Genomic DNA, 13,472 nt, shown 5'->3' on the forward strand with positions numbered 1-13,472 from the left:
AAGTCGGGCACAGGAATACATCAGAATCACCATTGTTGTTGTTGATTGGGCCGGGCGCGGTGGATACCGGGTGCCCTGGCTGACCGGTCTTGTGCCGGTAGTGGGGGCTATCCTATGAGGGCAAGCTTTCAGCCAGCTTTCGCCGAAGCAAAGGCGACGAGAGGTAGGTGATGCAGGATGTGACCGAGGGTGGCTGCCATTGTGGCGCCTTACGTTATCGGTTGGAGGGCGACCTGACGGACATTGCCCATTGCCATTGCTCGATCTGCCGGCGGGTCAGCGGCGGGCTGGTGGTGACCTGGCTCACCGTGCCCCGCTCGGGGTTCCGGTGGCTTGCGGGCGAGCCGAACTGCTATGTGGCGCCGGCCAGTTGCAGCCGGTACTTCTGCGGACATTGCGGGGCGCATGTGGCGTTGGTGACTACACATAGCCCGGAGACGGTGGATGTGACGGTGGCGACGCTGGACCACCCGGAACGCGTCAGGGCCAACCGGCATATCTGGGTGGGTAGCCGGTTGCCTTGGTTGCATCTGGACGAGGATTTGCCTTCGGAGGCGGAGGAGAACCTGTAAGAGATTGTGTTGGTGCTGCTGGCCCTATCGCCGGCAAGCCAGCTCCCACAGGTACCCCACCACCTTCAGACCTGTGGGGATCTTGTGGGAGCTGGCTTGCCGGCGATAGGGCCGGTACAGCCGTACTTACAACTGCAGGCCACCTGCAGCCTTGTGCAATGCCCGCAGATGCTCGCCCACCTGCTTCACATTGGCTTCCACCGCCGCAATCTCCCTGGCCCGCGACGGCTCCAGCAGCGCCCTCACCTCTTTGTCCAGGCTCGTGCTCAAGCGCAGCAATTGCGCTTGCCGCTCGCTGCTGACTTGCTCCAGGTGCTTGCGCTCCTGCGGCTGCGGCAGCCCGTAGCCCTTGCTATCGAGCAATTCTGCCGGGCGGCTGAGGAAGCCACTGTTGGCAAGCATCTGCCTGAGGGTCGCATCGGCCTTGCTGACGCTGCCATCGTTCAGCGCGGCGGCGTTAAGGTAGCGCTGCTTGACTTCGTCCTGGGCCAGCAGCAGTTGCCGGCGCAAGCTGGCCTGTTCAAGCAGCAGCAAGGCGGCGCTGGTGCGCAGGTCGGCCTGGGCGAACCAGCCCCGCCGTTGCTCGGCGTCCAGGGCCAGCCAGTCCTCGACCTTGTCCTGCTTGATTGGCAACTGCTTCTTCAACACCTCGAACATGGCCTGGTAACGGTCGCGGTAGGAGTCGAAGCGATAACCCAGGCGCAGCGCCTCGCGGGGGTCGTCGAGCACGCTGGTGTCGGCCAGCCCCCTGCCCTTGAGCACAGCCAGCAAGCCATTGGGCATGATGCTGTCGAGGTCGTTCAGGCGTGGGTTGGCGGTGCCGCTGCGCAGCAGCTTCAACGACTCTACTGCGCAGTTGTTGGACAGGAACCAGTAGTTGCCATCGTAGCTCCAGTGCATTTCGGCGGCCTGACGCACCAGGTTCTCGATCTCGTCGCGGTCGAGCCGCAAGGGCACCGAGGCCAGGCTGCGCAGTTCGGTCTTGGTGTACTCGTCGATCACCTGGCCCAGCGGCAGCACGAACAGGCGCGAGGGGTAGGCACCGACCAGGCCGTCCCAGCTGGAAAGCTGCACATCGTTGACGAAGGCGCGGTACGACAGCACCAGGCTCTGGTCGAGGTCCAGGCGGCAGTCCGGCCCGCGTGGGCGGCCCGGCTTGCAGATCACCAGGCGCAGCATGCTGTGGCCCCAGCGGCTGACCAGGTTCTGGTTGGCTTCGGCCAGCAGGTAGTCCACCTCATAGACCCGCTCGGGGTCGATTTCGCCCAGCGGTTGGCGGGCGAAGTCGCTGCCGGCATTGATGAACGGCAGGCCCTTGGCGCAGCTGTCCTGCTGCGGTGCCCAGCCGAAGTGTTCGCGCAGGTACTGGTTCAGCGCCGGACGGCGGCAGCCGTAGCTCGGGTCGAGGAGGAAGTACTCCATGTTGACCGCGATGTACTCCTTGGGGCTGCTCAGTTCATAGCTGTCGGGGCTGCGCACGAACTGGCCGTTGTGCTGCTCGCGCTCGCCGCGTCGGCCCACGTACTGCTGCCAGCCGGCCAGGTCGAGCAGGCGCGGGTCGTCGCTGAGGGTGAAGCGGCGCTCGGCCTGGCCACGGCATGCTTCGGGCAGGCCGACCTTGCCCAACGTACCTTGCTGGCGCTTGCAACGGGCGATCAGCGCGTTCTCGGCGCTGGGCCACAGCCGGGCGCGGTCGTAGATATGGGTGAGTTCGTGCAGCACGGTGGCCAGCAGTTCTTCTCGCACCGTGCCATGCGGGCGGTTGGTGCGCTCGGTGGCAGCACTGCCATCGGTGAGGCTGGGCAGCAGGCGGCGATTGAGTTCGAGGGTAGATACCAGCGATGCCTGGCCATAGGCGTCGGCCTGCATGTTGTCGCTCCAGCTGACCCGCACCCGGCGATTCAGCTGTTGCTTGAAGCGAGGGGGCAGCTTGCCCATGGCTTCGTCGAGCAGAGCCTGAGTGGCTTGGGCCTGCTGCGAGTCAAGGCCGGACGCCTGCAGCTCGAGCTGCAGGTCGGCCAGGGCGGGCGTGCCGAGCAGCGTCAGGGCGCAGCCGAGCAGCCAGGCGCGCACGCGGTTCACAGCGCGAGGATGGCTTCAGCCAGTACCTGGTCGCTGGCGTCGCGCGCTTGCGGCACGCGCTCGCGCAGGGTGTTGAAGGCGGCCTCGAGCTGGGCGCCGCGGATGTCACCGTTGCTGGCGACAAAGCTGGCGGCGTCGTCATGGGCTTCGCGCACCACTTTGGAATCGCGGATCGAGGTGGTGGTGTCAGAGGTGAAATCGATCGAACGGCCAAAGGCTCGCACGATGATATTGCTGGTGGCCACCAGGGTCTGTGCCTGGGCCAGGTCGGCCAGCAGCAGCATGCCGAGGGTAGCGGCAATCAGCGGTTTACGCATGGAGCATCTCCGAAAAATACAGGGAGTCAGATGTAATTATTGGACGAGAATTGCCTGCGCCAGTTCCAGATCGCCGACGGTATGCCGTGCGCAATTGTGGCGTAGTGATTCCAGTGCTGCCTCCAGCCGCGCACCGCGGATCTGGCCGTCGCTGGCGACGAAGGCCGCAGCATCGTCCTGGGCCTGGCGGACCAGTTTGCGGTCGAACGGTGCGGTGGTGACCTGGCTGGTGACATAGCCGGTGATGACCAGGCTTTGCGTAGTGGTATCCATGGCATGGGCGCTGGCCATGCCAACAACGGAGAACAGCAACGGCAACAGATAACGCATGGGCTCTACAACAGCTGGAAACGTGGGTGGCAATGGTGAGTACGGCTGTGCTGGTGGTGACCAGCACAGCTGAACGGCTCAGCCGGGGTCAGAGCGCCAGGATGGCCTGGGCCAGTTGCGCGTCGCTGGCCTGCAGGGCTGGCATCTGCGAGCGGATGTGCAGGAAAGCGCTTTCCAGCTTGGCACCGCGGATGTCGCCCTGGCTGCCAACGAAGCTGGCGGCGTCGTCTCGGGCGGCCTGGACGATCTTGTCGTCACGGAACGAGGAGGAAATATCGGAAGTGGCATCGGTGGACGCGGCCACTGCGCCAACGACGGCATCGGTGGTGACAACGAAGCTGGTGGCGTTTGCGGTGCCGGCCAGGCTCAGCATCAGGGCGGCGCCAATCAGGTATTTACGGGACATGATCGTGGACTCCTGGACTAGGGTCGGGTGGTTCTGCTTTATCGGACGCTCGCACAGCTCGTCGCGGTACTTTTTCAACAGTGCGTTCTACCAGACTGTTACGGCAAGCGTATCACGCGCCGGTGTTTCTGGATGTTAATGAACGGTGTGCCAATAAACTGTTATGGTTAGTTTTTGGATTTTCTAAACTGTACAGGTTTGCTTGCAAAAGGCTCTACCATGCCGCCTGCAAACAAAAAACCCGTCGCAGTCACCTGCAACGGGTTTCGGGAATTCGCGGTGCCGGCCGAAGCCGGCAAGCCGGAGCTTAGCGCCAGAAAGGCTTGCTCAGCTCTTCGTAACGCTGCGACTCGCTGATACCGGCGTCGGCCAGCAGGCGGGCGTCCAGGCGAGCCAGTTGACGGCGGCTGGCCATGCGGCGCTGCCACAGCAGCAGGGTGGACAGAGCGCGCAGAGGCAGCGAAGCGTTGGATTGTTGGGCGTTGCTTTCAAAAACCAGACCGGAACTGAGGGTACGTTCCATGATGTTTCATCCTTCCGCTTATGGCGGGATTAGGTAGTGATTTAACTGATGCCAATGATCCTCCTCTGTCGTCCATAACAGTAGATACAGTTCGGTTGAAAGACGATGGTCCAGTTAACTGTGTAACCCTACTGTTGCACTCGAAACTTGCGTAACTGTACTGGTGCGCACTTAATTGGTGCACTTTGATTTGATGAAGAGGATTTCTCAGCCGGGGAGGCGCAAAAACACCAGTACAGTAGTACAGATTCTGTTGCAGATTGCGGCGGGAGTGTATCGATGAAAGGGTTTGACTGTTATGGCCCCTTCGCGGGCTTGCCCGCTCCCACAGGTAAAGTGCTGCCCTTGAGGGTTGCACATGACCTGTGGGAGCGGGCAAGCCCGCGAAGAGGCCGGAACAGCGGAAGCAGGGCCGCCGTTCCGTACCACATCTGTATCAGCTAGCCAGCATGCGCCCGGTTTCTTCCAGGTTCTCATGCCAGCTCAGGGCTTCGCGCAGGATGTGCGGGGTGTGGCCGCCACGCTGGCAGGCGCGATCGAAGTAGTCGTTCAGCGCTGCGCGGTAGTCCGGGTGCACACAGTTGTCGATGATCGCCCGGGCGCGCTCACGTGGCGCCAGGCCACGCAGGTCGGCCAGGCCTTGCTCGGTGACCAGGATGTCAACGTCGTGCTCGGTATGGTCGACATGGCTGACCATCGGCACCACGCTGGAAATCGCGCCACCCTTGGCAATCGACTTGGTGACGAACACGGCCAGGTGGGCGTTACGGGCGAAGTCACCCGAGCCGCCGATGCCGTTCATCATCTTGGTGCCGCAGACATGGGTGGAGTTGACGTTGCCGTAGATGTCGAACTCCAGCGCGGTATTGATACCGATGATGCCCAGGCGACGGACCACTTCCGGGTGGTTGGAAATTTCTTGCGGGCGCAGAACCAGTTTGTCCTTGTAACGCTCCAGGTTGCCGAACACGTCGGCGTTGCGGCGGGTCGACAAGGTGATCGAGCTGCCCGAGGCGAAGCTCAGCTTGCCGGCGTCGATCAGGTCGAAGGTCGAATCCTGCAGTACTTCGGAGTACATGGTCAGGTCTTCGAACGGCGACTCGATCAGGCCGCACATCACTGCGTTGGCGATGCTGCCGATACCGGCCTGCAGCGGGCCAAGCTTGTTGGTCATGCGGCCAGCTTCGACTTCTTTCTTGAGGAAGTTGATCAGGTGGTCGGCGATGCCCTGGGTTTCGTCATCCGGCGGCAATACCGTGGACGGCGAGTCCGGCTGGTCGCTGATGACGATGCCGACGATCTTGGCCGGGTCGATCGGGATGGCGGTGCTGCCAATACGGTCGTCGACCTTGACCAGCGGGATTGGCGTGCGGGTCGGGCGGTAGGTCGGGATATAGATGTCGTGCAGGCCTTCGAGGTTGGTGTTGTGCGAGAGGTTGATCTCGACAATCACCTGTTTGGCGAAGATCGCGAAGCTGGCCGAGTTGCCCACCGAGGTGGTTGGCACGATGTGGCCCTGCTCGGTGATGGCCACGGCTTCGATGACCGCGATGTCCGGCAGCTTCAGCTGCTGGTTGCGCAGCTGCTCGACGGTTTCCGACAGGTGCTGGTCGATGAACATCACCTGGCCGTCGTTGATGGCCTTGCGCAGGGTGCTGTCGACCTGGAACGGCATGCGGCGAGCCAGCACGCCGGCCTCGGTCAGTTGCTTGTCCAGGTCGTTGCCCAGGCTGGCGCCGGTCATCAGGCTGATTTTCAGTGGCGACTGCTTGGCACGTTCGGCCAGTGCATGTGGTACGGCCTTGGCTTCGCCGGCGCGGGTGAAACCGCTCATGCCGACGGTCATGCCGTCCTCGATCAGACCAGCGGCATCAGCCGCACTCATTACCTTGCTGTGCAGGGAGGACAAGCGGATACGATCACGGTACATGGATTGTTATCTCGGGCTACTGAAACTACTGCAGCGCAGTCTAGAGACTTCGCCCCTTGCCGTCCCACGACCATGGTCGTATGAGAAGCCTTGGAATAGAGCCGTTGATCCGGATCAATAAAAGAAAAGCCCCGGCAGATTCTGACCGGGGCTTCCTTTATATCAGCTGGTTTGCAGCGGCCGTTGTCACTCCACCGCCTTGACCATGTCTTCGATGACCTTCTTGGCGTCGCCGAACACCATCATGGTCTTGTCGAGATAGAACAGTTCGTTGTCCAGGCCGGCATAGCCGCTGGCCATGGAGCGCTTGTTGACGATGATGGTCTTGGCCTTGAACGCTTCGAGGATCGGCATGCCGGCGATCGGCGACTTGGGATCGTTCTTCGCCGCCGGGTTGACCACGTCGTTGGCGCCCAGCACCAGCACCACATCGGCCTGGCCGAACTCGGCGTTGATGTCTTCCATCTCGAATACCTGGTCGTATGGCACTTCGGCCTCGGCCAACAGCACGTTCATGTGCCCGGGCATACGGCCCGCCACCGGGTGGATCGCGTACTTCACGGTCACGCCGTTGTGGCTCAGCTTCTCGGTCAGCTCCTTCAGCGCGTGCTGGGCGCGAGCCACCGCCAGACCGTAACCCGGGACGATGATCACGCTGTCGGCGTTGCTGAGCAGGAAGGTGGCATCGTCGGCAGAGCCGGACTTCACCGGGCGCTGCTCTTTGGAGCCTTGCGCCGCGCCGGCATCGGTATCACCACCGAAGCCACCGAGGATGACGTTGAAGAACGAACGGTTCATTGCCTTGCACATGATGTACGAGAGAATGGCACCGGACGAGCCGACAAGGGACCCTGCAATGATCAGCATCGAGTTGTTCAGCGAGAAGCCGATACCGGCCGCTGCCCAGCCCGAATAGCTGTTGAGCATCGACACCACCACCGGCATGTCGGCGCCCCCGATCGGAATAATGATCAGCACGCCCATGATGAAGGCCAAGACCAGCATCAGGGTGAAGGCACTGTAGTGGCCAGTGAAGGTGAACAGCAGGCCCAGGGCAATGGTGGTCAGGCCGAGGATCAGGTTCAGCTTGTGCTGGCCGGCGAACTGTACCGGTGCGCCCTGGAACAGGCGGAACTTGTACTTGCCCGACAGCTTACCGAAGGCGATCACCGAGCCGGAGAAGGTAATGGCACCGATGGCTGCGCCGAGGAACAGTTCCAGGCGGTTGCCGGTGGGGATCGGGTCGCTCATGGCGGCAACGATGCCCATCGATTGCGGTTCCAGCACCGCGGCGATGGCGATGAACACCGCTGCCAGGCCGATCATGCTGTGCATGAAGGCGACCAGTTCCGGCATCTTGGTCATCTCGACGCGCTTGGCCATGATCGAACCGGCGGTGCCGCCGACCAGCAGGCCAACGAGGACGTAGCCGATGCCAGCGGTAGCAAGCTCGGCCCCGAGCTTATATATGAGGCCGACCGTAGTGACGATGGCGATCCCCATGCCGATCATGCCGAACAGGTTGCCGCGCCGCGAGGTAGTCGGGTGCGACAGGCCCTTGAGCGCCTGGATGAAGCACACCGAGGCGACGAGGTAGAGGAGCGTTACCAGATTCATGCTCATGCTTACTTCTGCGCCTCGTTCTTGGTTTTCTTCTTGAACATCTCAAGCATGCGACGGGTGACCAGGAAGCCACCGAACACGTTGACCGCGGCCAGGGCCACCGCCAGGGTGCCCATCAGCTTGCCGGCCGGGGTCACCGTCAGGGCGGCGGCCAGCATGGCGCCGACGATGACGATCGCGGAGATGGCGTTGGTCACGGCCATCAGCGGCGTGTGCAGCGCCGGGGTGACGTTCCACACCACGTGGTAGCCCACATAAATGGCCAGCACGAAGATGATCAGGTTGTAGATGCCATGGGAAATCAGCATGTCTTCCATTGTCGTGCTCCTTAGCCGTTCTTGCGGACGACCTGACCATCACGGCACATCAGGCAGGCCGCGACGATGTCGTCTTCGAGGTTGATGACCAGCGCGCCGTCCTTGTCGAACAGCAGCTTCATGAAGTCCAGCAGGTTGCGTGCATACAGTGCCGAGGCATCGGCGCCCACCTGGGCCGGCAGGTTGGTCGGGCCGACGATGATCACCCCGTTCTCCTGTACCACCTGGTCGGCGACAGTCAGTGGGCAGTTGCCGCCTTGGGCTGCTGCGAGGTCGATGACCACCGAGCCGGGCTTCATCTGCGCGACGGTTTCGGCGCTGAGCAGGGTCGGCGCCTTGCGCCCCGGGATAAGCGCAGTGGTAATGACGATATCCGCCTGCTTGGCGCGCTCGTGCACGGCCTGGGCCTGGCGTTGCATCCAGCTGGCCGGCATCGGCCGGGCGTAACCGCCGACACCTTCGGCGCACTCGCGCTCTTCATCGGTTTCGTAGGGTACGTCGATGAACTTGGCGCCCAGCGACTCGATCTGCTCCTTCACGGCCGGGCGTACGTCGGACGCCTCGATCACTGCGCCCAGGCGCTTGGCCGTGGCAATGGCCTGCAGGCCGGCAACGCCCGCGCCCAGGATCAGCACGCGCGCGGCCTTGACGGTACCGGCGGCGGTCATGAGCATGGGCATGAAGCGTGGGTAGTGATGGGCAGCCAGCAACACCGCCTTGTAACCGGCGATGTTGGCCTGCGACGACAGCACGTCCAGGCTCTGCGCCCGCGAGGTGCGCGGCGCGGCTTCCAGGGCGAACGCGGTAATGCCGCGCTCGGCCATCTTGCCGATCAGCTCGCTGTTGAAGGGGTTGAGCATGCCCACCAGGAGGCTGCCACTGTTGATCAGGGCCAGTTCCTGGTCGTTGGGGGCGACCACTTTGAGCACCAATTGGGCGCCGTAGGCATCGGCTGCACTCCCCAGGGAAGCACCCACGGCCTCATAGGCACTGTCCGGAATGCTGGCATTGAGCCCTGCCCCCCGTTGGACGGTGACCTGATGGCCCTGGCCAATCAGTTTCTTGATGGTTTCCGGGGTCGCAGCGACCCTTGTCTCACCGGTCTGCGTCTCGAGAGGAACACCAATGTGCACGACTATTTCTCCTGCGGTGACCTTTTGTCTTTTTAAAAGCCAGCGTACTTCGGATGGTGCGCTGGGGCGGCTGTGGAGCGCCGACCCGCCGAATCCCGGGCGGGCGAAGCATTTTGCAGACGAAGCCAGAGGCCTTCAACCGGTTCTGGAGCGAAACGAAGTCAAAACTACAAGTCACCCTGTGACCGTATGTCGCAACGGTCAGGCTGCAGCCTGTCAAACATAGGCTATTGGCAGATTAGGAGAAAAAAACAAAAATTTTGCGGTCAATTCGCTTACGGCTTGGTGAATGTCGCAAAATAACCCGCAAAGCCGCGCCGTAAGCAGGGTTAAAGCGGATTTTTGCACCCTGCATAACAGTTTATGTAGATGCGACAAATACATATATCTGTAGGTGTTAAAAATAATTGACTACGGAGTCAATTTATCGCGCTTGCTCACGTCTTGGCCGTGTACGCCTGGGCCTGGCTTACCAGCCAGTCACGGAAGGCGCGCAGCGAAGCCGACTCCACCTTGCGCTCCGGAATCATCAGATAGTAGGCCTTGTCACTACTCAGGGCATGCCTGTTAGCGACCACCAACCTACCCTCCTCCAACTCGCGTTGGATCAGGAACGGTGGAATCAGGGCGATGCCCATCTCATGCATGGCCGCCTGGGCGAGCATCGAGAATAGTTCATAGCGCGGGCCTGTCATGTCGCGTTCCACATTCATGCCGACGCTGCCGAACCATTGCCGCCAGGCATAGGGGCGCGTGCTCTGCTGCAGCAGTGGCAGTTGGGCAATACGCTGCGCGTCGAGTGTGCCCTGCCCGTCCAGCAGCGCCGGGCTGCACACCGGTACCGGGTTTTCCCCCATCAGCCGGTGCGACTGGGTGCCGGACCAGTCAGCATCGCCGAAGTAGATGGCAGCATCGAAGGTGGTGTCGGCAAACAGGAATGGCCGGGTGCGGTTGGTGAGGTTGACCGTGACCTCCGGGTGGCGCTGCTGGAAGTCCTTGAGTCGCGGTAGCAGCCATTGGGTGCCGAAGGTGGGCACCACGGCCAGCTCGATCACGTTGGCGCCCTGTTGGCGCATTACCGACAAGGTGTCGCGCTCTACCGCGTCCAGTTGAGCGGCCACCTGGCGGCTGTAGGAAAGGCCGGCTTCGGTCAGTTTCACGCCGCGGCGCGAACGGCGGAACAGTTCCACATTGAGGAAGGCTTCCAGGCCGCCTATCTGCCGACAGACGGCACCCTGTGTCAGGGCGAGTTCCTGGGCGGCCTTGGTAAAGCTCTCGTTGCGCGCCGCCGCCTCGAAGCAAACCAGGGCGGCGGTACTGGGGATCTTGCGGCGCATGTACGTCAACCTCACTCGTAAGTCTGTCAATATGGCGTTTTGCCGATTTACGAAGTGACAAATTATCACTAATTGGTGCGCAATCCTCGTTTGTCCCGGCGGCCGATCAGGCCTAGGCTCAAAGGCACAAGAAACTGCCCCCTATTTCGAGGATTTCGCTCATGGCCGGTAAAGCAAGCTTCAACTGGATCGACCCGCTGCTGCTCGATCAGCAGCTCACTGAAGAAGAGCGCATGGTGCGTGACAGCGCTTATCAGTTCGCCCAGGACAAGCTGGCCCCGCGTGTGCTGGAGGCCTTCCGCCATGAACAGACCGACCCGGCGATCTTCCGTGAAATGGGTGAGGTCGGGTTGCTGGGCGCCACCATTCCCGAGCAATACGGTGGCAGTGGCCTGAACTATGTGTGCTACGGCCTGATTGCTCGCGAGGTAGAGCGCATCGACTCGGGTTACCGTTCGATGATGAGCGTGCAGTCGTCGCTGGTGATGGTGCCAATCAACGAGTTCGGTACCGAGGCACAAAAGCAGAAATACCTGCCCAAGCTGGCCAGCGGCGAGTGGATCGGTTGCTTCGGCCTGACCGAGCCCAACCATGGTTCCGACCCGGGTTCGATGATCACCCGTGCCCGGAAGGTCGACGGCGGCTACCGCCTGACCGGCAGCAAGATGTGGATCACCAACAGCCCTATCGCCGATGTATTCGTGGTCTGGGCCAAGGACGATGCGGGTGATATCCGCGGCTTTGTTCTGGAAAAGGGTTGGCAAGGCCTCAGCGCGCCGGCGATTCACGGCAAGGTTGGCCTGCGCGCCTCGATCACTGGCGAAATCGTCATGGACAACGTGTTCGTGCCGGAGGAAAACATCTTCCCGAATGTGCGCGGCCTCAAAGGCCCGTTCACCTGCCTGAACTCCGCCCGCTATGGCATCTCGTGGGGTGCGCTGGGCGCTGCGGAAGCCTGCTGGCACACCGCGCGTCAGTACACCCTGGACCGTCAGCAATTCGGTCGCCCGTTGGCTGCCAACCAGTTGATCCAGAAGAAGCTGGCCGACATGCAGACTGAAATCACCCTGGCGCTGCAGGGCTGCCTGCGCCTGGGGCGGATGAAGGACGAAGGCACGGCTGCAGTGGAGATCACGTCGATCATGAAGCGCAACTCCTGTGGCAAGGCGCTGGATATTGCCCGCATGGCGCGCGACATGCTGGGTGGCAATGGCATTTCCGATGAGTTCGGCGTGGCTCGTCACCTGGTCAACCTGGAGGTGGTCAACACCTATGAAGGTACTCACGATGTGCATGCACTGATCCTGGGGCGTGCGCAGACCGGCATCCAGGCCTTCTATTGATAAGGAGCCAGCCCATGGGCGCGCTATCACATCTGCGGGTGCTGGACCTTTCTCGCGTGTTGGCCGGCCCATGGTCTGGCCAGATTCTCGCTGACCTTGGTGCTGATGTGATCAAGGTCGAGCGCCCTGGCAGTGGTGACGATACCCGCTCGTGGGGGCCGCCCTTCCTCAAGGATCCCGAGGGTGAGAACACCAGTGAGGCGGCCTATTACCTGTCGGCCAACCGCAACAAGCGCTCGGTTACCATCGACTTCACCCAGGCCGAGGGGCAGCGACTGGTACGTGAGTTGGCGGCGAAGTCCGATATCGTCATCGAAAACTTCAAGGTAGGTGGGTTGGCTGCCTACGGCCTGGACTACCAGAGCCTGAAGGCGATCAACCCGCGGCTTATCTATTGTTCCATCACCGGGTTCGGCCAGACCGGGCCTTATGCAAGGCGCGCGGGTTATGACTTCATGATCCAGGGGTTGGGCGGGCTGATGAGCCTGACCGGCCGCCCGGAAGGTGAAGAAGGTGCGGGGCCGGTCAAGGTAGGGGTGGCGCTGACCGACATCCTTACCGGGTTGTATTCCACGGTGGCGATCCTCGCTGCCCTCGCCCATCGAGAGCAGACCGGAGTGGGCCAGCATGTCGACATGGCGTTGCTCGATGTGCAGGTGGCCTGCCTGGCGAACCAGGCGATGAACTACCTGACCACGGGCAACCCGCCTCGTCGCCTGGGTAATGCGCACCCTAATATCGTGCCTTATCAGGATTTTCCAACGGCGGATGGCGACTTCATCCTTACCGTGGGCAACGATAGCCAGTTCCGCAAGTTCGCCGAGGTGGCCGGGCAGCCGCAGTGGGCGGACGACCCGCGTTTCGTTACCAACAAGCTGCGGGTTGCCAACCGGGCCGAGCTGATTCCTCTGATTCGCCAGGCCACGGTGTTCAAGACCACAGCGCAGTGGGTGAGTCAGTTGGAGGCTGCAGGGGTGCCGTGCGGGCCTATCAATGACCTGGCGCAGATGTTCCAGGACCCGCAGGTGCTGGCGCGCGGATTGGCGGTGAGCATTCCGCATCCGTTGGCGGGGAGTGTGCCGCAGGTGGCGAGCCCGATACGGTTGTCGGAGACGCCGGTTGAGTACCGTCGGGCGCCGCCGTTGCTGGGTGAACATACCGAGGTGGTGCTGGAGGATGTATTGGGGCTGGATGCCGGTGAGGTGCAGCGGCTGCGCAGTACCGGTGTGCTTTAAGGGCGTTTGGCCTTGGTGAAAAGCGGGGAGGCCGTCAGGCCTCCCCGCTTAGCTTTTCAGCGATATCAAGGTTTCTTGAAATTAAGGGTTGACGCGGTTTCGAATCCCCTTATAATGCGCCCCACTTCTGACGTGGTCGAAGCGCAAAACTTGTTGAAAATCAATTAGTTAAGCGGTTCAGGTAGTATCAGGAGTGCTTCGGTCGAATGATCGGCAGCGGTTGAAATGGTGGTTGACAGCGCTTCTAAACGCTGTATGATTCGCCTCCCGCTACGAGAGATCGCAGCGAGTCAAGTGTTTGAAGCTAAACGAGTTTCTCGCAAA

13 protein-coding genes are annotated in these 13,472 nt (G+C 61.8%); 3 read left to right on the plus strand and 10 right to left on the minus strand.

Annotation, left to right across the window (positions count from 1 at the left end):
- The first annotated feature begins 170 nt into the window (after nt 1-170).
- Nucleotides 171-572, plus strand: coding sequence for a GFA family protein (locus tag ABIB24_RS26060; RefSeq protein ID WP_085619023.1), 402 nt, complete (start codon nt 171-173; stop codon nt 570-572).
- A gap of 126 nt (nt 573-698) precedes the next feature.
- Here ABIB24_RS26060 and ABIB24_RS26065 read toward each other — a convergent pair whose 3' ends face one another.
- The 10 genes from ABIB24_RS26065 to ABIB24_RS26110 all read right to left on the minus strand — a co-directional run bounded on the left by ABIB24_RS26065 (nt 699) and on the right by ABIB24_RS26110 (nt 10,570).
- Nucleotides 699-2,654 (minus strand): DUF7844 domain-containing protein, encoded by a 1,956-nt coding sequence (locus ABIB24_RS26065; RefSeq protein WP_025337245.1) that lies wholly within the window; start codon nt 2,652-2,654, stop codon nt 699-701.
- On the minus strand, nt 2,651-2,971 hold the full coding sequence (locus ABIB24_RS26070; RefSeq protein WP_003256970.1) for a DUF2388 domain-containing protein: 321 nt from the start codon (nt 2,969-2,971) through the stop codon (nt 2,651-2,653). The genes ABIB24_RS26065 and ABIB24_RS26070 overlap by 4 nt, the downstream gene beginning before the upstream one ends.
- Before the next feature lie 36 nt (nt 2,972-3,007).
- Nucleotides 3,008-3,301 (minus strand): DUF2388 domain-containing protein, encoded by a 294-nt coding sequence (locus ABIB24_RS26075; RefSeq protein WP_025337246.1) that lies wholly within the window; start codon nt 3,299-3,301, stop codon nt 3,008-3,010.
- A gap of 88 nt (nt 3,302-3,389) precedes the next feature.
- Nucleotides 3,390-3,707, minus strand: a complete 318-nt coding sequence (locus ABIB24_RS26080; RefSeq protein WP_025337247.1) for a DUF2388 domain-containing protein — start codon at nt 3,705-3,707, stop codon at nt 3,390-3,392.
- Nucleotides 3,708-4,014: 307 nt separating this feature from the next.
- Nucleotides 4,015-4,230, minus strand: a complete 216-nt coding sequence (locus tag ABIB24_RS26085) for a DUF1127 domain-containing protein (protein ID WP_003256968.1) — start codon at nt 4,228-4,230, stop codon at nt 4,015-4,017.
- A gap of 436 nt (nt 4,231-4,666) precedes the next feature.
- Complete coding sequence (gene scpC / locus ABIB24_RS26090; protein WP_013970344.1) at nt 4,667-6,160, minus strand: succinyl-CoA:acetate CoA-transferase ScpC; 1,494 nt, start codon at nt 6,158-6,160, stop codon at nt 4,667-4,669.
- Between the two features lie 186 nt (nt 6,161-6,346).
- Nucleotides 6,347-7,783 carry an NAD(P)(+) transhydrogenase (Re/Si-specific) subunit beta gene (locus tag ABIB24_RS26095; protein ID WP_015268505.1) on the minus strand — a complete coding sequence of 479 codons (1,437 nt, stop codon included), beginning with the start codon at nt 7,781-7,783 and terminating at the stop codon, nt 6,347-6,349.
- A 2-nt stretch (nt 7,784-7,785) separates the two neighbouring features.
- Nucleotides 7,786-8,100: an NAD(P) transhydrogenase subunit alpha part 2 gene (locus ABIB24_RS26100; protein WP_003256966.1), complete on the minus strand. Its 315-nt coding sequence runs from the start codon at nt 8,098-8,100 to the stop codon at nt 7,786-7,788.
- A gap of 11 nt (nt 8,101-8,111) precedes the next feature.
- On the minus strand, nt 8,112-9,233 hold the full coding sequence (locus ABIB24_RS26105; RefSeq protein ID WP_015268506.1) for a Re/Si-specific NAD(P)(+) transhydrogenase subunit alpha: 1,122 nt from the start codon (nt 9,231-9,233) through the stop codon (nt 8,112-8,114).
- Between the two features lie 437 nt (nt 9,234-9,670).
- On the minus strand, nt 9,671-10,570 hold the full coding sequence (locus ABIB24_RS26110) for a LysR family transcriptional regulator (protein ID WP_085619029.1): 900 nt from the start codon (nt 10,568-10,570) through the stop codon (nt 9,671-9,673).
- 161 nt (nt 10,571-10,731) lie between these two features.
- Here ABIB24_RS26110 and ABIB24_RS26115 point away from each other — a divergent pair, with 161 nt between their 5' ends.
- Nucleotides 10,732-11,913, plus strand: coding sequence for an acyl-CoA dehydrogenase (locus tag ABIB24_RS26115; RefSeq protein WP_137162730.1), 1,182 nt, complete (start codon nt 10,732-10,734; stop codon nt 11,911-11,913).
- Between the two features lie 14 nt (nt 11,914-11,927).
- The gene (locus ABIB24_RS26120) at nt 11,928-13,148 is read left to right on the plus strand and encodes a CaiB/BaiF CoA transferase family protein (protein WP_274079005.1); all 1,221 of its coding nucleotides are present in this window, start codon (nt 11,928-11,930) and stop codon (nt 13,146-13,148) included.
- Nucleotides 13,149-13,472: the final 324 nt, after the last annotated feature.

Origin of the sequence: Pseudomonas sp. UYEF17, assembly GCF_040546125.1 — a bacterium.
Lineage (GTDB): Bacteria > Pseudomonadota > Gammaproteobacteria > Pseudomonadales > Pseudomonadaceae > Aquipseudomonas > Aquipseudomonas putida_Z.